This window comes from Acinetobacter sp. CFCC 11171 (genome assembly GCF_003268405.1).
Taxonomy (GTDB): Bacteria; Pseudomonadota; Gammaproteobacteria; order Pseudomonadales; family Moraxellaceae; genus Acinetobacter; species Acinetobacter amyesii.
In genome coordinates, this window is record NZ_LQXP01000005.1 from 44,401 (window position 1) to 65,790 (window position 21,390).

The 21,390-nt window shown below is 32.4% G+C and carries 17 protein-coding genes, 1 tRNA gene and 3 pseudogenes; 16 read left to right on the plus strand and 5 right to left on the minus strand.

The window, feature by feature from the left end:
- The first annotated feature begins 13 nt into the window (after positions 1–13).
- The 6 genes from AVJ20_RS04035 (at position 14) to AVJ20_RS04060 (ending at position 4,577) form a co-directional block, all read left to right on the plus strand.
- Positions 14–90 (plus strand) — tRNA-Val (locus AVJ20_RS04035).
- Between the two features lie 176 nt (positions 91–266).
- Positions 267–1,472 carry a tyrosine-type recombinase/integrase gene (locus tag AVJ20_RS04040; RefSeq protein WP_111884237.1) on the plus strand — a complete coding sequence of 402 codons (1,206 nt, stop codon included), beginning with the start codon at positions 267–269 and terminating at the stop codon, positions 1,470–1,472.
- Positions 1,473–1,570: 98 nt separating this feature from the next.
- The gene (locus AVJ20_RS04045; RefSeq protein ID WP_111884238.1) at positions 1,571–1,951 is read left to right on the plus strand and encodes a hypothetical protein; all 381 of its coding nucleotides are present in this window, start codon (positions 1,571–1,573) and stop codon (positions 1,949–1,951) included.
- Positions 1,952–1,979: 28 nt separating this feature from the next.
- The gene (locus AVJ20_RS04050; protein WP_111884239.1) at positions 1,980–3,035 is read left to right on the plus strand and encodes a metallophosphoesterase; all 1,056 of its coding nucleotides are present in this window, start codon (positions 1,980–1,982) and stop codon (positions 3,033–3,035) included.
- Positions 3,036–3,434: 399 nt separating this feature from the next.
- Positions 3,435–4,364 carry a phage/plasmid replication protein, II/X family gene (locus AVJ20_RS04055; protein ID WP_111884240.1) on the plus strand — a complete coding sequence of 310 codons (930 nt, stop codon included), beginning with the start codon at positions 3,435–3,437 and terminating at the stop codon, positions 4,362–4,364.
- Between the two features lie 18 nt (positions 4,365–4,382).
- Positions 4,383–4,577, plus strand: a complete 195-nt coding sequence (locus AVJ20_RS04060) for a helix-turn-helix transcriptional regulator (RefSeq protein WP_111884241.1) — start codon at positions 4,383–4,385, stop codon at positions 4,575–4,577.
- Between the two features lie 105 nt (positions 4,578–4,682).
- Here the strand turns inward: AVJ20_RS04060 and AVJ20_RS04065 are convergent, their stop codons facing one another.
- Positions 4,683–5,078: an XRE family transcriptional regulator gene (locus AVJ20_RS04065; protein ID WP_111884242.1), complete on the minus strand. Its 396-nt coding sequence runs from the start codon at positions 5,076–5,078 to the stop codon at positions 4,683–4,685.
- Positions 5,079–5,263: 185 nt separating this feature from the next.
- Between AVJ20_RS04065 and AVJ20_RS04070 the strand changes: the two genes are divergently transcribed.
- Together AVJ20_RS04070 and AVJ20_RS04075 are read left to right on the plus strand one after the other, a co-directional pair.
- Positions 5,264–6,238, plus strand: a complete 975-nt coding sequence (locus tag AVJ20_RS04070) for a hypothetical protein (protein ID WP_111884243.1) — start codon at positions 5,264–5,266, stop codon at positions 6,236–6,238.
- Positions 6,239–6,286: 48 nt separating this feature from the next.
- Positions 6,287–6,628: a hypothetical protein gene (locus tag AVJ20_RS04075; RefSeq protein ID WP_111884244.1), complete on the plus strand. Its 342-nt coding sequence runs from the start codon at positions 6,287–6,289 to the stop codon at positions 6,626–6,628.
- A 268-nt stretch (positions 6,629–6,896) separates the two neighbouring features.
- On the opposite strand, the gene AVJ20_RS18490 is transcribed toward AVJ20_RS04075, so the two are convergent.
- Both AVJ20_RS18490 and AVJ20_RS04085 read right to left on the minus strand, forming a co-directional pair.
- The gene (locus tag AVJ20_RS18490; protein WP_201703681.1) at positions 6,897–7,601 is read right to left on the minus strand and encodes a hypothetical protein; all 705 of its coding nucleotides are present in this window, start codon (positions 7,599–7,601) and stop codon (positions 6,897–6,899) included.
- The gene (locus AVJ20_RS04085) at positions 7,591–8,190 is read right to left on the minus strand and encodes a recombinase family protein (protein WP_111884245.1); all 600 of its coding nucleotides are present in this window, start codon (positions 8,188–8,190) and stop codon (positions 7,591–7,593) included. The genes AVJ20_RS18490 and AVJ20_RS04085 overlap by 11 nt, the downstream gene beginning before the upstream one ends.
- 340 nt (positions 8,191–8,530) lie before the next feature.
- On the opposite strand from AVJ20_RS04085, the gene AVJ20_RS04090 reads away from it, so the two are divergent.
- Genes AVJ20_RS04090 through AVJ20_RS04100 form a run of 3 tightly spaced genes read left to right on the plus strand, consistent with a single transcriptional unit; the run spans position 8,531 to position 12,717 of the window.
- Positions 8,531–9,766, plus strand: coding sequence for an ABC-three component system protein (locus AVJ20_RS04090; protein ID WP_111884246.1), 1,236 nt, complete (start codon positions 8,531–8,533; stop codon positions 9,764–9,766).
- Positions 9,756–10,415, plus strand: a complete 660-nt coding sequence (locus AVJ20_RS04095) for an ABC-three component system middle component 1 (protein WP_111884247.1) — start codon at positions 9,756–9,758, stop codon at positions 10,413–10,415. The genes AVJ20_RS04090 and AVJ20_RS04095 overlap by 11 nt, the downstream gene beginning before the upstream one ends.
- Positions 10,399–12,717, plus strand: a complete 2,319-nt coding sequence (locus tag AVJ20_RS04100; RefSeq protein ID WP_111884248.1) for an AAA family ATPase — start codon at positions 10,399–10,401, stop codon at positions 12,715–12,717. Before AVJ20_RS04095 ends, AVJ20_RS04100 begins: the two co-directional genes overlap by 17 nt.
- A 247-nt stretch (positions 12,718–12,964) precedes the next feature.
- On the opposite strand, the pseudogene AVJ20_RS04105 reads toward AVJ20_RS04100, so the two are convergent.
- Positions 12,965–13,184, minus strand: a pseudogene (locus tag AVJ20_RS04105) (IS5/IS1182 family transposase); the annotation flags it as partial.
- A gap of 124 nt (positions 13,185–13,308) precedes the next feature.
- Complete coding sequence (locus AVJ20_RS04110) at positions 13,309–13,737, minus strand: OsmC family protein (protein ID WP_078191820.1); 429 nt, start codon at positions 13,735–13,737, stop codon at positions 13,309–13,311.
- Positions 13,738–13,885: 148 nt separating this feature from the next.
- On the opposite strand from AVJ20_RS04110, the gene crp reads away from it, so the two are divergent.
- The 5 genes and pseudogenes from crp (at position 13,886) to AVJ20_RS04135 (ending at position 21,390) form a co-directional block, all read left to right on the plus strand.
- Positions 13,886–14,596, plus strand: coding sequence for a cAMP-activated global transcriptional regulator CRP (gene crp, locus AVJ20_RS04115; protein WP_078191819.1), 711 nt, complete (start codon positions 13,886–13,888; stop codon positions 14,594–14,596).
- A gap of 203 nt (positions 14,597–14,799) precedes the next feature.
- Positions 14,800–15,849 (plus strand): NADP(H)-dependent aldo-keto reductase, encoded by a 1,050-nt coding sequence (locus tag AVJ20_RS04120; protein WP_111884249.1) that lies wholly within the window; start codon positions 14,800–14,802, stop codon positions 15,847–15,849.
- Between the two features lie 347 nt (positions 15,850–16,196).
- Entirely contained in the window at positions 16,197–18,776 is a 2,580-nt protein-coding gene (gene clpB, locus AVJ20_RS04125) for an ATP-dependent chaperone ClpB (protein WP_111884250.1), read from the plus strand.
- 225 nt (positions 18,777–19,001) lie between these two features.
- Positions 19,002–19,839 (plus strand): annotated as a pseudogene (locus AVJ20_RS04130) (hypothetical protein).
- Positions 19,839–21,390 (plus strand): annotated as a pseudogene (locus AVJ20_RS04135) (GH3 family domain-containing protein). The pseudogenes AVJ20_RS04130 and AVJ20_RS04135 overlap by 1 nt, the downstream one beginning before the upstream one ends.

Here is a 21,390-nt window from a genome sequence, read left to right on the forward strand (position 1 = left end):
ATGCTTGAACTTCAGGTGTATAGCTCAGTTGGTTAGAGCGCTACGTTGACATCGTAGAGGTCAGCAGTTCGAGTCTGCTTATACCTACCAATATATTAAATTTATATGTCGTTACATTTCGATGTATAAATAAAAAAGCCCTAAACTACAATGTTTTAGGGCTTTTTTATTGCTTTTTATAACGGTATATGAAGAGCTATACTACTGTAAATTATGTATCACATAGTGTATCATTTAATTAAATCTAACTCATGATACAAGAGATAATGAAGAGAGATGCTATTAAAAAAAGACCACTGTCTGATACTACTTTGGCTAATTTAGAACCCGAAGACAGAGATTATAGAGAAATTGATACTCGTTCGCTTTATTTTATGGTTCAAAAGACAGGCAAAAAGTCTTGGCAATTAAGATATCAAAATGAAAAAGGGGTCTGGTCGTGGAAAGGATTGGGTGCATATCCAAGTGTAAGTGGTGCGGCAGCTAGACGTAAAGCTAGTGAATTATTAGAGAAATTAGCGAACGGAGAAATTTTAGAAACACGCAAACACATAAAAAAAATGAAGCAAGAAATTGCTCATAGAAAATTTAATATTTTAATGAGTGAATGGCTCGATACTAAAAAAGCTTCTTGGGGTAAAGAAACATTTGATAAGGCACAAAAATCTATCAATAGACATATCATTCCAGAGTTTGGAGAGAGAGATTTCTCTGAAATTACACCTAAAGAATGGTTTGATTTCTTCCAAGGGTTACAACGCAACTTAAGAATTCATACTCAAGTTGAAAAGTTAACATCATACTGTCGTAATGCATATGATTGGGCAAAATTTCAAGCAAAAATACATTTCAATCCAATTGAAGGAATGACTAAGCATTTAGATAAAAAAGTTGGCGGTAATATGAAATTTGTAGAGATGAGTGAATTCCCACAATTAGTTGTCGACATTAGGAATCATCATCAACGTAAATTAGCAATTGGTTTGGAATTAATGGTTTTATTATTTCCTCGTCCAGTTGAATTGAGATTCGCGACATGGTCTCAATTTGATTTAGAAAAGGCTATTTGGATTAAACCTGCTGAGATCATGAAAAAAGGAGTGACTCATTGTGTTCCATTATCTAGACAAGCAATTGAATTATTGAAAGAGCTAGAAAATTATCAGATGGAGTCTGATTTGTTGTTTGCAGGTAGAAATAGCCTGAGTGAGCCAATATCAGATAATACATTTAATATGGCTTTGAATCGAATGGGCTATAAAGGTCGACAAAATCCGCATGGTTTTAGGCACATTGCGAGTACTGCACTAAATAATAAATTTAGCGATAAAGAACAGGTTGTTGAAGCATGTTTAGCACACATGAAAAAAGGTGTTAAAGGTATCTATGATAAAGGTTCTCATTTTGAAGAGCGTGTTGAAATGATGCAATGGTGGGCAGATTATATTGATGAACTTGTACTAAAAATTTGATTAAAGAAAATGTAAATTTATTAGCATACTACAGTAAGTGATAGTTTGAATAATGTATAACCTGTATCATCTTTTCATAATAAAGAGAGGAAAGGTTCGTGAAGTTATTATCTTTATTAGAGTTGAATTCAGATCAGCCTATATTTAAAGAATGTAAAGTGGGATTAGACAATGATTATGATGAGACAATTGAAGCATTTAATCCTGATTTAATTATGGCAGAACATATAGGTGAAAACACTGTAGTGTTGGAACAAGCAATAAAAAATTGGTCTGCATATGGTTTATTTTATCCTGATATTACAACAATTAATCAAGAGTTAATTTTTTATCAGTTTCCTAAAATTTTTTTATTAGATAATGAGAGTGAATTTACTAACTTTTTTGAAGGGTTTGGTAAAGTTGTTTTAAATATGATTGATTATCAAAAATCATGTTATAAGCTTATTTTTAATGGAGCATATGTTTTTGATTGGTAAATCACAAAATTTGGAATAAGTATTACAAATGAAAAATATATTTATACAAAGAATTTATGATGCACCTATAGATATTATTGGTGATATTCACGGCGAAATAGATGCGTTACAAAATTTAATACAAATACTTGGTTATGATAGAGATGGAAATCATAATGAAAATAGAAAATTAATTTTTGTTGGTGATTTATGTGATAGAGGGCTTGATAGTGTTGCTGTTATAAAGTTAGTTAAGCATTTAGTAGACAATGGTAATGCTCAATGTGTATTAGGGAATCATGAATTAAATATACTAATTCATTCAAAACGTGAAGGAAACGGTTGGTTTTTTGGTTCACCGCATGAAGATGATGACAAAAAATTTAATTCTAAAGAAGCATCTTTACATGACAGGGAAATGATAATTCGATTTTTAAGTACTCTACCACTTGTTTTAGAGTCTGAAAAAATAAGGGTAGTTCATGCATGTTGGGATAATGCATCTATTGCTTCATTGATGAAAGACAAATCAAAATCAGTAAAAGAAGCATATGATCTATTCACAAAACGAATTGAAGAACATTTAACAAAGTCAGACATTGCTCAAAAGGCTAGAAAAGAAGAATTAGGTTATGAGTTTCAATTAAAGGATATTTACTCTAAAGTCCCGTTTCTCAAAAATCTAGCTCATAAACATGTTGTTGAGCAGATGAATAATCCAGTTAAGGTAGTTACTTCAGGAACAGAGGCGTTTGCAGATGACGTATTTTTTGCTGGAGGTAAATGGAGAATGGTAAAACGTTTGAAATGGTGGGATCAATATGAAAGTGATATTCCTGTTGTAGTTGGACATTATTGGCGTAACTTTAACAAGAGAGAAAAAAAGAATGATCTTTTTCAGCATATAGACCCTCTTCATTGGTTTGGGGCTAAAAAAAATGTTTTTTGCATAGATTATTCAGTTGGTAAGCGATATGAAGATCGTCAGCATCAGAGAGAATTTTCTAATAAACTTGTAGCTTTACGTTTTCCTGAAAATTATCTAGTACAAGAGGATGGTATTATATTGAAGATAAAAAATACTTTGAATGATCATTTGGGGTGATCAATAATTGTACGCACCTTGTCGAAGTTGATTTTAAAATTTGTGTCCTCTAATTAAACTTTGTTAATATCTTGAAAGGGGGTATCACAACTTTGTTATTAAGTTTAAATATTTTAATTTAATTTTGACCTTTTAAGTTATTGTTATTTTTGTAAAATTTGACAAAAATATAATTCGCATTTATTATACGCCACAACGAAGTGATAGTGAGTTAAATTAAAGTATTAAGAGCATTGAATGTATATGAAGTAAATTGTAGTTTATAAAGAACTAATTATAATTATATTAATAGTACAATTGTGTCATTATGATACCTTATCTTATTTTTTAAAATTTTAAATAAATTAAAAATCAAATCCCTATCACTATTTTTTTAACATTTAATAGTGAGAATAAATCATGAAAAAAAATAAAGTAGAAATAGATTATATTGAAATTGTAATTGATATTAATCACACGCCAGAAAAAGTTGCATCTTGCTACCAGATCTTTAGTGATGAAAAATATAATTTTGAAGAATCAAGAGTTACGTATCGCCCAAAAAAAATAATATCCGAATTTGATAGTGTTATTACATTGCAATCATTATCATCTATAGATGAAAGTAATTCTAAATTAAAGATCACTGGTAATTTTTATAAGTGGTTATATGGTCACAATGTTACTGGTTGTGAAAGTTTAATAGAATTAGTTTTACAAACCATTGAAAAACTGAAAAATTTAAATCTAGTAAATCCAACTGAAGAACAATTAGAAACTATTCGTCTCGGTCATTTTAGACTTTTCAAAGTTGATATAAAAAGAGATATGATTTTTGATAGCAAGCAGAATGCTATTGAGTATTTATCTAATCTTAAGAATATAGCTACATATCCAAATCAGAAGAAAACTGTATTTGAGAACGGTATTTACTTTGGTTTTACTTCTAAGCGTTGGCATATTTGTAATTATCATAAGGGTCGAGAAATTAAAGATAATTTTAAAAGATCTAAAACTAGCTTAGAACTAAAAGCTTTAGCTGACCTTATGATTCGTCAAGAAATAAGAATTAAATCTAAACAATTGAATGAATGGAACTTACAATTTGCGCATCAATGGTTAGATACACGTTATATCAATGATTTTTTTAATAAAAAATTAGATAAAACTTATATTCCTGAACTAGTAATTAAAAATTCAAATAACGATATAACAGATGCTATAGATAGAAGATTCTATAATTGTTTGATCAATGGCGATATAGAGAATACTTATTCTAGATCTGTTATTCATAAGAAAAGTAAAGAGTTTTTAAAGAAATATAATATTGATATAAAAAAATTTAGCTAATAAGTAGTGAGAATAATAATGAAAAAAATTAGAATTACAAAAAAAGATGTATGTTATTTATTATCAATAAAAGCTGATAAATTAAGAAAATTAATGATTGAAGATGAAACGTTTCCAAGACCGATAAAAGACGGCACGACTAGACAAGCAGCTGTTTATTTTGATGTAAGTGCAATAGAGCTCTGGTGGCAAAACAAAATTGAGAGTTCGTAAAATATTATAATTATTAATATTAATATACAGTTTTTGTACTTATACTTTAAGAAGTAAGATCAAGAAAATCTTACTTCTTTTGTATGAGTTATAAATATTTGTATATTATTTATTATCTAATAAAGCAATGATCATGTCTCTTATAATTTTTTTATGCGATGATGAAAGTTGAGTGTATCCTTCAAATACTTCTTTATCTTTATAGCCGAGTTCTTGTTTCCATCGAGCATCACGTTGTTGAATAGCCGTTTGAATATTTTTATTGAGGATTAACTCTTCAGGCGGTATCTCTAACCATTTTGCTAATGCGAGTAATTTATCTCCAGAAGGAATTGCCTCACCGATCAACCATTTACGAACGCCGTGTAAGGTCATGGGTTTGCCAGAGTAGTTCAAATTAAACTCTCTTTCTAATATAGAGGCTTTAGCTTCATAACCTTTAGATTGCATAGCCAGTACTAAGCGTTTTGCAAACAAGGCTTTTTCATCATCATTTTTCATCTCTCCAAAATAGTAAATTCAGTTGAAACTCACGTAACTATTGATATAAGTTACGTAAAAATATAAACTTTAGTTAAGTTTTGTTGGTATTTTTTATTCTGTAAAATATTGTTATAGTTGGTTTTTATTTATAAAAATTATCAAGTTAAATTAAATTTTGTATTTATCTAAATTATGAGGGTGAAATGTTTAAGAATAGTCCATTATTCATTCAGAAAATATTAACGCTGACTTTTGTATCAATATTTTTTTCCTTTCTTATATCTCTTCTAGATGCTGCTGTTGGGGCTAATTTAGTTCAAGATCAATCAATACTTGTCCTACTGATAGCAGAAATTTTCATTAGTGTGTTATTCCTAATATTAATTTACTTTCTATACAAGCGTAAAAAACTAGCAAGAATTATATTAATTTTTTTAATTATTATTGGAATAGCTTCATATGGATTATCTTTATTCACTGAAAGTTACTCTACATTCCAATTTCTTCTATATTTGTATTCAATATTAATTGATATTTATGTACTCATATTATTATTCAGTGAAGATATGAAAAGCTTTATCAAGACGGGATATGTTAAGAATGAAGTAGGAGGAAGTTTTAAGTCATGGTTTACGATGTTATCGACAATTGTTTTTGTAATGGTCGTTGGTGGAAAATTTTTAAATAAGTATGACCTTACAAATAAATCTATGATCGAAAATAGCGAGAAATCTGAAAATGTTCTGAATGAGAATTCCATAGACAGTGTTTCAGGGAAAGTTGATGAAGAGCGTTCGGAATGGGAAAATAGCGCAGATTTTAGAGATGAAGGGACGAGTGAAGAAAACGATGTTAATACAGTTAATCAACAGGGCGATGGTCAACCAATCGCTGTAAGATTCGGTGTTAATGAATTTAATACATCACTTTACGATAAGGTTGCATATGACATTGTAGTTCAAGGTCGAGCTGATGAGGAAGTTGTTGTATATGATGTAGTTTTAAATAGAGGGAATCAATGTGGTCTTTCTAGCTATGCGCGAGAAAAGCAACTTCCATCAAGCTTAAAATTTGGTGAATATGTAGCATTATCAATAGGTGGTTGTGATGCTCAAATGGTTCAAGAAATAGAAGTAAAGACAAATTTTGGCAGTTATATGTTTGGTCCTCAAAATTAAGCATAAAGATGAATTAATTGTTTAGTATTTTATATGGAGTGTAGTTAATTGAAGAATATTATAATTCTTATTTTACTTTTTTTAGGTAGCACTGTTTTCGCAAAAGAAGCATTAAAGCCTGCAAACGGCAAACAACCAACGTATTGTGAACAAGTTGTTTCTCTACATGGTTTATTAAGCAGGGCACAGTTTCAATGTGGTTATAGTCAATATAATCAAGAGCTCATTGATGACTCAAGGAAATGTTTTGAGCACGAATTAGGTCAAGAAAGAGGTTTAGAAGTCTTAAAATTTGGTATGGCTGAGTTTGATCGAAATGAGTCTGAAAGAGGTAAATCAGTAATGTGTACTGATTTATTAAAGGCTTTTCCTGAATATATTCGTAAATAATTTTTCTTTATAATAGCCACTTTTTAAAAAAGCAAGATTGATAAAATCTTGCTTTTGCATATTTCATAAGTGTTTGTTTATGCTTGTAAATCTATGTAAACACACTATTATCAGGGCTTGATTTTAAGTAAATAGTAATATTATCAACAATATTGGATTCGCTTTTAAGGAATGAGGCTCTACCAACATTAGCGGTAATTTACGATTTAGTTCGGTAAGCGATTAAAAAATCTAGCTTACACAAAATAATTTACAAGCTCTGGTGTGGCTATGCACTTTTATCATCAATATGAAATATATATTTAAATATTTCTTCAGATAAATTAGAAGCAGATTTATTTAAATTTACATATAGTTTAGAAAGTTCATCTCTATGATTAAGATAGTCATCTTTATTGTTTTTATCTATTGCAACTGATTTAAGTGTTGTTTCAGTTTTTTCAATAATTTTCATCCCAAAATATATATTTTTTCTAAATGTTGTATACTCTATATAAGAATCATTAAATTCATTAACATATTTTTTTATATCATTGTTATTTGTGTATTTATAAATTAAGTATACCTTATGGATTATATTTTCAAATTGTAAGTTCAAATTATTTGTTAATTCAGTATCCGACTTAGACTTTGGTATCTCTATATTATTTAGCACTTTGTCTAATATATCATCTCTGTGTTCTTCCATAATTTTTTTACTAATATCAAAAAACTCTTTTATTTCAAAAAAAAGAATTTCTGATAATTTAGATAAAACTTCACTACCTTTTTGCTTTCTCCATGTATTAAATGTATATAGCAATGCTATTGTTGGAAACAGTGTAGCTGACCATATCATTAGATTTGTTGCTGTACCTTTATCTTCTACATAAATTTGTATAAGAGCATATAGAGCTATAGATATAGTAAGTAAAGCTAAGTAAATAATTATCAGGGTTGTAGCTAAATCAAATTTTTTATTTTTACTTAACATCTTTCAATACTCTATATACAGTAGCAATACCACAACCAACAGCTTTAGCTATTTCTTCTTTTGTAAGCTCTTTCTTAGCTAACTCTCTAATTCTAGCATGTTTTTCTGTATCCGCTTTTTTCCCACTTGGTTTGTATCCACTTCTCACCAAGCCTTGCATTATACGTTCTCTACGTTTGTCATTGTCCAATCTAGCCATAGTAGCTAACAAATCTATAAGCATGCTGTTTACTAGATTTAGAATAGAGCTTGTAATGGTATCGTTTGAACTAAATAGCATGTGTGTAGTCGGTAAATCAGCTACAACGAGCTTTAAGCCCTTTTCTTTTATACGTCCTTTCAAAACATCAAAGTCAGTTTGGGAAAGTCTAGATAGGCGATCGACACTCTCAACCAGTAACGTATCGCCGTGCTTTGATTCATCTAATAGTTGATTTAAAATAGGTCTATCTAATTTTGTACCTGATTCATTCTCTATATATTCGTTAACATCACCTTTAATGGATTTAGCAAACATTCGCAAATCATCTAAAGCTCTTTCTGCATCTTGGTCTTTTGTACTTGCACGTACATAAATTCTAGTAGTCATTTATCATTTATCTATAATTTTTCAGGTATTATGATAATACTATCATTTGATTAAATTGTATAGTCTAATGATAGTTTATTTATCATTTAATTTTATTATTTTTTGAGTATAGATAAACGATAATTTTAAAGTTGTACAGATTTAAAGCTAAGGTATACTAGTGCATAATTATGAATGTGTTGAAAAATATATAGTTACGTTAAGTGTGCTTATGAAGTTTTTTAAGAATTTCTTAATGGGATTTTGATATCTGTTATGGTTTGGAAGTTTATTAACTTTCAAATAATCATAATATAAGATTTATTATTTTTGAAATTTTATGAAATTATAGGTTTAGTATATGGCTAATAATTTATTGCCACATAGCGCAATTTCATCTTGGGGTGGGTTTTTATATCAAGGTAAGATAGCACTATTGCATTCGTTAAAATTAATTGTTGACGGAGAATTTGAAAAAAAAGTAATAAATAATTTTGAATTACAGTTAGATAGTACTGACGATTTTGCAATATATTTTAATGGGGTTGCGATATCTACGCATCAAGTTAAAGCAAAAAAATCTGAAAATAGAAGTAGTTATATAGATGCATTAGAACAAGCTTCGAATGTTCAAAAAGATTGTAATGCAAATACAAAAAGGTTTTTTCATGTCGCTAATAAATTAGATGATTTTAGTGACTATGTAAATTCTAATAAAAAGATCGTAAATTTTTATGAATATGATAATCAAAAATTTTGCACACTCTCTGAAATTGATGTTAGGTTAAGTAAAATATTGGAAGAATATTTAAATTTAAATTCACTTGATGCCACTGAGAATATCATATTAGAAAAGTTAACATTACTATCTGAGTTAATTTCTAGAAAAATTTTATTTAATCATTCAAAAATTCATTCTGGTATGACTCAAAATGAAGTTGCTTATTATAATAGAATTAATAGTGAGGAAATTGTTGATATTTTGAATCAACCGCAAATGTTTCTTTTAGATAAAGAGTATGTTGCTTTAAGGTTTAAAAAAAACTTATGTAATATTATAGAAAACTATTTGTATTTATATAATGAGGATTACACTACAGATCAAATTTATATATTAACGTGTATTTTAAAGTTTATATGTGAAAATAAAGATTTAGATCATGTGACAATTAATGATTCTATTCAACCGCACAAGGAGAATTATATTTTAGACTATGATCATGTTCATGATTATTTAGATATTTTTCTTGAATTTGGTGTTGCTCCTTTATTGAAAGATATTCCCCACTATTGTAATGATCTAATTAATAAGTATTTACCAACAGCTCTAAAAATAAAAGCAAGTAAAAGAATACGAGCAGATATGTTTATTGCACAGCTGAGAGAAAATATAAGCAATAATCCAAATTTATCAAATTTAGTATTTGAATATAATAACCTTATTGCATCGGAAATTGATGGAGATCTTCAGATTCTGAGTATGGAAAATATTATGGATGTTGAAGATGAAAATAATAATATACACCATATTGTGAAACCGTATTCATTGAGGGTAATATCAGTAAGTATGGCAGAGAGTGAAATAAATGTTAAATGACGTTATAAATGAAGCATTGAAGTTAGATGGTTTTGATGAAGTTTTTAAAAATGATAGCCTAATATTTTTTAAAAAAGAGCAAGGTGATTATAAGCGATATATAATTTGTTATAGTGTTGAAAGTTTACATGCTGCTTCGTCTATTAATGAGTATGTTTTGAATAACACACCAGAATATTTAAAGGAGTTAGCTGCTTTCTCTAAAAATACAGATTTGATAGTTTTCTTATGCCTTGAAAATTTATCTGAATTTAAAAAAATTGAAAAAGATGTCTTTGAAACTGAGGAAGATGCATTTTTTTTCAAAAAATATGTTTTATATTTTATGAATCAAGAAGTTGATCTAATAGAGAATATGAGTTTTGATGAAATAAAAAATGTTTTGAGTAATTCTCAAGCATTTGGGGAGTATAAGAAGAATCCATTAAGTCCTAGTTTATATAGTTTTATTGCAAGAATATTTATTAAATTACCTTTTTTAGAGATGCCCAAGACAAAACAGGAAATAGTTCCAATAAATTTACAGGTTCAGAATTTAGTTAGTGAATTAGGTGCAGAGTTTATATTTGATAATTTAAAGAATATTGATGAAGACACTGATTTTGATTTTTTGATTGAGGAGATGATTAAGAATGAAATGGAAGATTAATAGGTTAGAAATTAGAAACTTTAAAGCTTTTGAAAAGATAATTCTTAATTTTGATTGTTCAACATTATTAACATTGGAGGGTCCAAATGGTTTTGGTAAGACTACCATTTATGATGCATTAGAACTTGTATTTACAGGGAAAATTGAAAGAATAAATAGGCTGTGTAATGGAATAATGTTATCGGCTCAAAGAAATTACGCTGATAATCTATTTTGGAATAATAAGCTTCGCGAAGAAGATATTTTAATTAAAATAGAGTTGATTAATTTAGATAATAATGAGGTATTTGTTTTCTCAAGAAAAGCATTTGTTGATGATTTGAAAGTAATACAGAATAATAAAGCAAATAATTTTAATATTTTTAAATTGTTTTTGATGAATAGTTTTGATGATAATAATTATGTGAATGAAATTTCACAAGGTTATCTTGAAGAAAAATTAGATGATAATTTTTTTGACAATTATAATGTTGTAAATTATCTGGAGCAAGGTCAAAATCAATTCATTTACTCAAAAAGCATTAAAGAAAGAAAAGATAGTATAAAAAAATTACTTAATACTGATGAAATCTCAAATGTTATTAAAAGTTGTAGTGATATAGAAAGAAAAATTACACGAAAGATTACTGTTGGTAAGTTTAAGGAAAGGAAAATAGATCTATTAGATAAAGTTAAAGAAATTCATATGTTAGATTTAAATTTGGATTCTGAGATTTTATATAAAAAATTATCGACTAGTAAAGAAACTCCATTGTGGGATTTAGAGAATTTTAATTTTTTTCAGAATGCAGCTATAGTAGATGAAGTTGATAAAATTTTCTTAAACTTGTTGGAGGTTTTTGAAGACCATGGAAAATTAACGATAAATATTAATAATAAAAAAATTGATAATTTCATTGAAAAATATTCATCTAACCTTAAAATTATTACTAAAATTGGCAAGTACATACATGAATATGAAGACTTGAAATTAACTCATAATTATATAGTGGAGTTGCAGAAAGCAATAAATTACTTAAGTGAAGACTTAATAGAAATAAAAAAAGAAATGCTAGATGAAGTAAAAAATATAATATCTTTTGATATGGATTTGTTTTTTAAAAAAAATAATATAATTATTGAAAGGAGAAAAACTATTTCATTGAATAGTAAGGAAATTTTAGAAATTAATGTAGCACGACAAAAGTTAATAGACTTACACTCGCATTCATCTGAAACCAAATGCTTATTATGTAATTCTGATTTTGATAATTATGATCTTCTAATTTCAGCTTTAGATCTTAAAACAAATATTATTAATTCAGGTAATAATGAAGCTTTAAAAGAAATTGAGTCATTGGAGGAGCAACAGAAAATAATAATTAATGTGGAAAAAGAGAAAATTCAAAAAACTATAGATAATTTTAACTTTAATAATGATCTATTTAAAGAGTTGGAGCTAAACAAAGGTATTTTTTCTTCACTTAATACAATTATTTATTGGTTGAAAAACAACCAAATAGATGGTGGTGAATATGATTTTACAAATACAAGTTCTGTGATTGAGCAAAGATATAATAATCTGATTTTATCTGTAAATTCATTGAAGAAAGAAGTTGACACAAGCTCTTTTGATAAATGTTTAAGCACTTTTTTAAAATCATTTGAGAAATTAGATGATGTTTTGTTATTAAATAAAACTATTATTATTAATAAATTTAACTATTATAAAATTAAAAAAAATGAATTTAATAGTGGTCAGATTTATAAGATTAATACTGAAATTTTACAGATTGATAAAGTTATAAATGCTAGCAGTCGCTTAAAGTCAAAAATAAATGATCTTAAATCAAAGCTGAGTAATTTAGAAAATGCATATTCTAAGAAAATTATTTCAGAAATTGAATTAACTTTCCATATTTATAGTGGGAGGTTAATACAAAACTATCAGCGTGGCTTAGGAATTTTTATTGATGAAGGGGATGGTGATCGTTTGCGCTTCTGTACAGCTGAACAATCTGCTCATGATGCTACATTGGCGATGAGTTCTGGACAGCTTTCAGCATTAAGTTTAGCATTCTTTCTTTCGCTTAATAGAGTTTATGCTAATTCTCCATTCATTCTTATTGATGATCCTGCTCAATCTTTAGATGATATAAATATTGCTTCTTTGAGTGATTTATTACGATGTGAGTTAAAAGATAGACAATTATTTTTATCCTCTCATGAGGACGATATATCGGCATACTTACGCTTTAGATTCAAAAGAGTAGGTTTGAGTCAAAAACCATTTAATATTCAAAAAATTCATATTAATTCATGATTGTAAATATTAATATGCTTACATTTTAAGGGCTATATTTATATTAACGCATGAGGTATGTTTTATAGAGCTTACTGTTAATTTTTTTGTATCATATTGTGTATCACTGTGATCTTTTATTTATTTTTTGCATTTAAATCAAGTGTTTAGTAATCTGTTTGGTATTGGATATACCTACCAAATTCAAAAAGCAGAATCAAAATGATTCTGCTTTTTTTTATCTGAAATTATTAGGGTCTGTTGACATTTACTGTTCATAATTAACCCTATAAAGGTAGCCATAAAAATATACAGGCTAAAGCAACAGAACTTTGATAATTCCTTTTGAGCTTGTCATATCGAGTAGCTATTCCTCTAAATTGCTTTAATCTACAAAACATATTTTCAACTAAATGCCTGATTTTATATAAATACCAGTCCATATGGTCATTGTTCGATTGGCTATTCGTTTTCCTTGGTATATTCGCTACTTCTTTGGCTCATATTTCTGCATTAATGACTATATAGTAGTGCTTCATACAATGTATGCTATAGCGGATTATTTGAAACAAAAAAGCCGCATTCTATGCGGCTCTTAATTGAACAAATAAATTATGCATCTTCAGTTTCTAAAATTTCGAAGTCATGGGTAATTTCTACACCACCATCCATCAGCATTTTACTAGCAGAACAGTATTTTTCAGCAGAAAGTTCAACCGCTTTTGCAACTTGCTTTTCCTTCACGCCATGACCAGTGACTACAAAGTGCAAATGAATTTTAGTGAATACAGCAGGAATAGTGTCGGCACGTTCTGCATTTAATTCACAACGAACATCAGTAATGTCTTGGCGTGCTTTCTTTAAAATCGTCACAATATCGAAAGATGCACAACCACCAAGTCCTGTTAAAATCAGTTCCATTGGGCGCGGACCACGGTTTTCACCGCCATATTCTTGTGATCCATCCATCATAACAGTGTGACCACTTTGAGTTTTTGCTTCAAAAGCAACATTCTCTAGCCAATGAACACTAGTTTGCATTGCAAGTCCCTAAAAAAAGCTATAAATTTACGCAGTACCTGTACACTAACATAAATTGAGTTGATAAGGAATTTCAACTCTTACGTGTGACAAGTTCACTTTAGGTCTTGTGCGATCTATAAATTATCCATATTCGGAAACTGTTAGCATGACTTCAAACTTTTCACAACTTAGCACAGATGCGCTATCTCCGGGGCAGTTACCTGAGTCGGTGAAGGCATTATTAAAACGTGCATATATTAATCGTTACCCAAAACGTACAACAATCATTGATGCGGGCTCAGAATCTAAATCTTTGTATTTAATTCTTAAGGGTTCAGTATCTATCATTTTACGCGAAGATGATGAGCGTGAAATTGTGGTTGCGTACTTAAATGCGGGTGACTTTTTTGGGGAAATGGGTCTATTCGAAGCAAATGCACAGCGTACTGCAGAAGTGCGTACGCGAGATGTATGTGAAATTGCTGAGATTACCTATGAAAACTTTCATGAATTAAGTAAACAATACCCAGACTTAAGTTATGCGGTATTTGCACAGCTTGTACGCCGTCTTAAAAATACGACGCGTAAAGTAACTGACCTTGCGTTTATTGACGTATCAGGTCGAATTGCACGTTGCTTAATTGATTTATCTTCACAACCAGAGGCAATGATTTTGCCGAATGGTCGTCAGATTCGTATTACTCGTCAAGAGATTGGTCGTATCGTGGGTTGTTCCCGTGAAATGGTTGGTCGTGTTCTAAAAACACTTGAAGAGCAAGGCATGATTGAAACTGATGGTAAAGCGATTCTAATTTTTGATGCATCGCTTGAAGAGAAAAGCCAATTGGCTTCTGACGATTTCGACGACGAAGAATAATCAGTCTTCCGAATCTAAAAAAAGCAAACTCAGGGGTTTGCTTTTTTTATGTCCATTCATTTCTCACTATTATAGCGGAAGCAACCTTTCTCACATTTTTTGACAAATAAACAGAAAATTATGATTTAAACAAAGCCGATATCTTATGTAAGCTACTTCGTGACTTATATATTGATATTTAAAATAAAGAGGGAATTTGTGGCATGCAATTTAAACCATTGGCACATACAGGCATATTAGTTCCAGAAATTTGTTTAGGCACCATGACGTTTGGTGAACAAAACACCCAAGCAGAAGCTTTCGAGCAACTGGATTATGCTTTAGAGCGTGGTCTTAACTTTTGGGATACTGCAGAAATGTATCCTGTCCCGCCGAAACCTGAAACCCAAGGTTCGACTGAAACTATTATAGGTAACTGGATTGCAGCTCGCGGTGGCCGCGATAAAATAATCTTAGCTTCAAAAATTGCAGGACCGTCACAAGGCGGTAGTCATATTCGTGACGGGCAAACTAAATTTATTGCTTCGGAAATTGAGTCTGCACTGGATCATTCTCTTCTGCGCTTACAAACAGATTATCTTGACTTATACCAGTTGCATTGGCCGCAACGTCCAACCAACTTTTTCGGTAAATTGGGTTATGGCAATGCCGAAGCAAACAGTACGCAAACTATTACCAATTTAGAAGAAACATTAGTTGCTTTAAGTCATGAGGTGAAAAAAGGTCGAATTCGCTCAATTGGACTATCTAATGAAACGCCATGGGGAACGTTGAAATTCCTACAACTTGCAGAAAAGCATGGTTTAGAAAAAATTGTCAGTGTGCAAAATCCATATAGTTTGTTGAATCGTACTTATGAAATCGGTTTATCTGAAATTGCACATTACGAAGGCGTGGGCTTATTGGCATATTCACCTTTAGCATTTGGTTATCTAACAGGTAAATTCCGTCATGGTGCACGTCCTGCCAATGCTCGAGTGACACTATTTTCACGCTTTAGCCGCTATTCAAATGCGGAGAGTGAATGGGCAACAGAACAATATGCACAATTGGCTGAACAGCATGGTTTAACGTTGACACAGTTAGCACTTGCATTTATTAAGCAGCAATTCTTTGTCACCAGTACAATTATTGGTGCGACGAATCTAGATCAGTTGAAAGAAAATATTGATGCTTTTGATGTGAATTTATCAGAAGACATTTTAAAAGGGATTGAAGATATTCATCGCCAGCAGCCAAATCCTGCACCTTAAGCTGAACTTTTCAGTGGATTATGTAAAAGCCTGCATGTAAATGTGGGCTTTTTTGACATTTACGTGATTTAAGCTAGTGGAAAATCATTGAATTTTATTGTCAGAAAGTCAGTTGAGTTGACAAGAAAATTGCCTAAAAATACATATGTATTTAAACAACATAATAAAGTACTAAATTCTTCAATAAATGACTTGAAAAGTATTCTATTTATACCAATATTATAATTGAGATTTATCTTTATCTTAAAATTAACTCATTGAAAAATATTTAAAAAATGTATTTGAAATTTTAAATATGACTCCCATATATGCTTCAAGTACAGAATTTGTTGTGAGGAATAACAAGAATGCGATTCGAAAAATTCACAAACCGTTTGCAGCAAGCATTATCCGATGCCCAATCTTTAGCAATGGGGAAAGACCATACAGCCATTGAAGGAATCCATATTCTTTCGACATTGCTTGAAGAGCCGTCGAACCAAAACTTGTTACAACAGGCAGGTGCTAATCTTCCTGAGTTAAAAACCAAGCTTCAGCAAGCCCTACAGGATACCGCCACCATTGCTACGCCGACAGGGGACATCAACCTAAATCCTGAAGCAGTCAAGGCGCTGAATTTAGCTGACAGTTTTGCTCAAAAAGCTGGAGATGAGTTTCTTTCTACAGATTGGGTAATTCTAGGTTTAGCTGAAACGGGTAAAACCAAAACCTTATTAAATAGTGTAGGCGTAACGACAGATAAATTACGCAATGCAATTGAACAAATACGAGGCGGTGAACAAGTCATGAGTAATAACCACGAAGATCAACGTGATTCACTCAACAAATATACCTTAGACCTCAATGCACGTGCATTAGAAGGTAAGTTAGATCCAGTTATTGGTCGTGACGAAGAGATTCGCCGTACCATCCAGGTTTTATCGCGTCGTAGTAAAAACAACCCCGTACTGATTGGTGAGCCGGGTGTGGGTAAAACTGCAATCGTTGAGGGCTTAGCACAGCGTATCGTCAATGGCGAAGTTCCTGAAAGTCTGAAAGGTAAACGTGTACTTTCACTTGACCTAGGTTCATTGCTTGCAGGTGCAAAATACCGTGGTGAATTCGAAGAACGTCTTAAAGCCGTTCTAAAAGATTTAGCCAAATATGATGGCGAGATCATTCTCTTCATTGACGAATTACATACGCTTGTTGGCGCAGGTAAAGGTGATGGTGCAATGGATGCAGGGAATATGCTTAAACCTGCATTAGCGCGTGGTGAGCTACGCTGTGTAGGTGCAACCACTTTAGATGAGTACCGCCAATATATCGAGAAAGATGCGGCTCTAGAGCGTCGTTTCCAAAAAGTGATCGTTGATGAACCGAGTGTGGAAGACACTATTGCGATTTTACGTGGTCTAAAAGACAAATATGCAACCCATCATGGTGTGCAAATTTTAGACTCTGCGATCATTGCTGCGGCAAAAATGTCGCATCGTTACATAACAGACCGTCAGTTGCCAGACAAAGCCATTGATTTGATTGATGAAGCTGCATCACGTATCAAAATGGAAATTGACTCTAAACCAGAGCCACTTGACCGTTTAGACCGCCGTTTAATTCAGTTAAAAATGCAACTTGAAGCGGTGAAAAAAGATGCGGATTCGGTATCTAAGGCTGAAGTTGAGCACTTAGAGAAACAAATTGCTGAAGTTCAAAAAGAATATAGTGATTTGGAAGAAGTGTGGATTGCAGAAAAACGTCTGGTTGACGGAACGAATCAAGCTCAAATCGAGTTAGATAAAGCACGTACTGCCTTTGAAAAAGCACAACGTGAAGGTGATTTAGCAGAAGCTAGCCGTTTGCAATATGGTGTTATTCCTGAGTTGCAAAAACGCTTGAATGAAGAAGAAGTTGCCGAGGTGAATGAAGAACCGAAACTGATTCGTACCAAAGTCACTGAAAATGAAATCGCTGAAGTGGTAAGTGCGGCTACAGGTATTCCTGTTGCGAAAATGCTACAAGGTGAACGTGAAAAACTCTTACACATGGAGGAGTTCTTACATAATCGTGTAGTTGGTCAAGATGAAGCTGTCGTAGCAGTGTCGAATGCGGTGCGTCGTTCTCGTGCAGGATTATCCGATCCAAACCGCCCAAGTGGTTCATTCTTATTCCTTGGGCCTACAGGTGTAGGTAAAACTGAGTTAACCAAAGCTTTAGGTAATTTCTTATTTGACAGTGATGATGCGATTATTCGTATCGACATGTCAGAGTTTATGGAAAAGCATTCGGTGAGCCGTTTAGTAGGTGCGCCTCCGGGCTATGTGGGTTATGAAGAAGGTGGTGTGTTAACCGAGGCTGTTCGTCGTAAACCTTATAGTGTAGTGTTGTTTGATGAGGTTGAAAAAGCACATCCAGATGTCTTTAACATCTTACTTCAAGTGTTGGATGATGGTCGATTAACAGACTCACAAGGCCGTGTGATTGATTTCAAAAACACCGTGATCGTTATGACCTCGAACTTAGGTTCAACCGATGTTCGTGAATTAGGTGAAAACCCGTCGAAAGACGAAGTTCGCGCTGTGGTTATGGCTGCGGTATCTAAACATTTCCGACCTGAATTTGTGAACCGTATTGATGAGTTGGTGGTTTTCCACTCTTTACAAAAAGCGCAAATTCGTGGTATTGCGGATATTCAGTTGGATCGCTTACGTTCACGTTTGGCAGATAAAGACATGAGTCTAGCGGTTGAAGATAGTGCCTTTGAATTACTTATCGATGCTGGTTTTGACCCTGTGTATGGCGCACGTCCTCTGAAACGTGCTATCCAACAACAAGTTGAAAATACATTGGCACAGAAAATCTTATCAGGTGCTTTCCAACCGGGCGATACGATTGTCGTTCAAGCGGAAGGAGATCACCTAACTTTTGAAAAGTTAAAACTCAACTAAAAAGCACAAATCTGCTACATCCAGTTGTAAAAACAGAAACCCGGTTTAGGCCGGGTTTTTTAATTTTACGCTTGTCGTAATTTTCGTTTAAATACGTAAAGTTCATTGCATTTCATCATTTTCACCCACTAATATGACGTCCGCACACATCCAACGAGATGACTGTGTTCTGTAAAACAAAAACAATATCGCTCGTTCATCATGAATGAATGGCAACAGGAAATTATGATTATGATGGAATTTAAACTGCTTAGGCAGATCAAAAAAGAACCTTATAGTTTATATAAACGTACAGATGACATCACTGTTCAAGAACTCAAACGCATGTATGGTATTTACCAAAAGTATTATGCCAATACCCGTTATGAAATTTTTGAACGCGACTTCTTAGAAAAAACCGGTGTTTTTTTTAATTATTGAACCGAAAAATAATCAAATTGTCGGATTCTCGACGGTTATGGAGCGTGACTTTATTGTTGATGGTAAAGCCCGACATGCTTTTTTCAGTGGTGATACCATTATTGAGAAAGAGTATTGGGGGAATCGTGCATTAACCCGAGCAATGTTCCGTTATATTATTAGTTTTAAATTTCGTCATCCAAGAACCCCTGTATATTGGATTTTAATCTCTAAAGGCTTTAAAACTTATCTGCTCTTAGCCAATAACTACTACAGCTACTATCCACATTATGGTGAGAAAAATGCCCATCTCAAAGACTTTGTCGAATCGTACTGTAAAAAATATTTCTCAGAATACTATAACCATGAAACGGGTCTGCTGAATTTTGGTGAAGACTACCAGCCACTCAAAGCAGATGTTGCGCCAATCACCCATGAGATGCGTGAAAATAATACCAAGATTGCTTTCTTTGAAGACAAGAACCCAACGTGGGTCGATGGAACTGAACTTCCGTGCATTGGTGAATTACGTTGGAGCGATTTATACTGTTATGTAAATCGATTCTTAACCAAGACCACCAGTGTGAGTAAACATGACAGCAAGTTACGTTATAAGTCTCGTACATTGCATATTGCGACAGGTTCAGACTCGAAGGTGGCCTAATGGGATTGCTTCTCACCACTGCACATCAAGTTTTGAATATTGCCTGCCGTAAAGCATTTCAACGCTATACACAGCAGGCAAATCAGCTGGAAAATGTGCAACGTAAAAAATTAAGTCATTTTTTAAAGCAGCACATTTCGCAAAATCTAAGCTATGAGCAATTTGCCAAAAAATATCCGCTTTCGCGTTATAGCAATTGGAAAAGCCAAATTGAACAATCCAGACAAAGTGGCAAAAATTGTTTGGGGCCTGAAAAAATTGTCCGATTTCAACCGACCAGTGGGTCGAGTGAAGCAATTAAATTCATTCCCTATACTCAGGCTTTTTTTAGATGAATTGGATGAAGCTATTGGGTTATGGCTCACCAATTTATACCGAACTCATCCACAACTGAAGAATTCAACGCATTATTGGTCGGTTTCATGGTTGCCTGAAAGCCAGCGAAAGCTTTTAGAAAATAGTAATTTGAATGATGACAGTGCGCTACTTAATCTGTCGAAGCGAGTGCTGAGTAAAATTACCCAGTCGGTACCGACTGAAATTGCGATGGCGGATTCAGCCGAAGATGCCATGTTTGCAACCGCAGTATATCTCGTTGCAGATAAGCATTTAGGCATGATTTCGGTATGGAGTCCTACATTTGCTTTGCAATTGTTGGATATCATTCAAGAACATCAAGCTGAAATTGTGCAGGTCTTGAAAACTGGACAATGGCAACGTGAGGGATTGAGTTTTCTGCAAGTTCCTAAATCTTGTCAACAATGCTATCGCTTACAAGACTTGGATTTGACCCAAGCAACGGCGTGGAAAAAACTGTGGCCTAAACTCAGTCTGGTTTCGAGTTGGGATACAGCGAGCGCAGAGCAGTGGGCAGTACAACTCCAGCAACGAATTGCAGGTGTGGCATTTGAAGGTAAAGGTTTATGGGCAACGGAAGGCGTAGTGACGATTCCATTTGCAAACCGTTTTACCTTAAGTTATCAGTCACATTTTTATGAATTTATTTTGCAGGACAGCCAAAAAGTGGTGCCATCTTGGCAACTAAAAATAGGCGATATCGTTAGTCCTGTGATCACGACAGGTTCAGGATTAATTCGTTATGTGATTGATGATGAATTAGAAGTCACCGACTTTTATCAGCAAGTGCCATGCTTCAAGTTTTTAGGTCGCAAAATGACGGTAGATCTGGTCGGAGAAAAGCTCGATCACAATGCTGCAGTTAAAGTGCTTGCAGAGTTTAAACAAGCGGATTATTTGCCGATTAGTATCTTGGGTATCGAACAATGTTCGGTTAAAAAACCACACTATATTTTACTTAGTGAAGGCAATGTAGACAAACAACCATCAGCTCAAGCACTAGATCGTTTGCTTAAACATAATTTTCATTATGAATTGGCACGCGATCTAGGGCAGTTGGATGAACCTGAAGTGGTACATGTACAAGATGCTTGGGACTACTACAAAACACTAGCCATGAACAATGGCATGATTGAAGGGAATATTAAGCCTGAACCGCTTAAGAAAATGAAAACAAAAATAATTGAGTATTGA

Bases quoted from the DNA above. Each gene is read 5' to 3' on its own strand.
- AVJ20_RS04040 (WP_111884237.1), top strand. From the start codon at position 267: ATGAAGAGAGATGCTATTAAAAAAAGACCACTGTCTGATACTACTTTG.
- AVJ20_RS04050 (WP_111884239.1), top strand. From the start codon at position 1,980: ATGAAAAATATATTTATACAAAGAATTTATGATGCACCTATAGATATT.
- AVJ20_RS04055 (WP_111884240.1), top strand. From the start codon at position 3,435: ATGAAAAAAAATAAAGTAGAAATAGATTATATTGAAATTGTAATTGAT.
- AVJ20_RS04060 (WP_111884241.1), top strand. From the start codon at position 4,383: ATGAAAAAAATTAGAATTACAAAAAAAGATGTATGTTATTTATTATCA.
- AVJ20_RS04065 (WP_111884242.1), bottom strand. From the start codon at position 5,078: ATGAAAAATGATGATGAAAAAGCCTTGTTTGCAAAACGCTTAGTACTG.
- AVJ20_RS04070 (WP_111884243.1), top strand. From the start codon at position 5,264: ATGTTTAAGAATAGTCCATTATTCATTCAGAAAATATTAACGCTGACT.
- AVJ20_RS18490 (WP_201703681.1), bottom strand. From the start codon at position 7,601: ATGTTAAGTAAAAATAAAAAATTTGATTTAGCTACAACCCTGATAATT.
- AVJ20_RS04085 (WP_111884245.1), bottom strand. From the start codon at position 8,190: ATGACTACTAGAATTTATGTACGTGCAAGTACAAAAGACCAAGATGCA.
- AVJ20_RS04090 (WP_111884246.1), top strand. From the start codon at position 8,531: ATGGCTAATAATTTATTGCCACATAGCGCAATTTCATCTTGGGGTGGG.
- AVJ20_RS04095 (WP_111884247.1), top strand. From the start codon at position 9,756: ATGTTAAATGACGTTATAAATGAAGCATTGAAGTTAGATGGTTTTGAT.
- AVJ20_RS04100 (WP_111884248.1), top strand. From the start codon at position 10,399: ATGAAATGGAAGATTAATAGGTTAGAAATTAGAAACTTTAAAGCTTTT.
- AVJ20_RS04110 (WP_078191820.1), bottom strand. From the start codon at position 13,737: ATGCAAACTAGTGTTCATTGGCTAGAGAATGTTGCTTTTGAAGCAAAA.
- crp (WP_078191819.1), top strand. From the start codon at position 13,886: ATGACTTCAAACTTTTCACAACTTAGCACAGATGCGCTATCTCCGGGG.
- AVJ20_RS04120 (WP_111884249.1), top strand. From the start codon at position 14,800: ATGCAATTTAAACCATTGGCACATACAGGCATATTAGTTCCAGAAATT.
- clpB (WP_111884250.1), top strand. From the start codon at position 16,197: ATGCGATTCGAAAAATTCACAAACCGTTTGCAGCAAGCATTATCCGAT.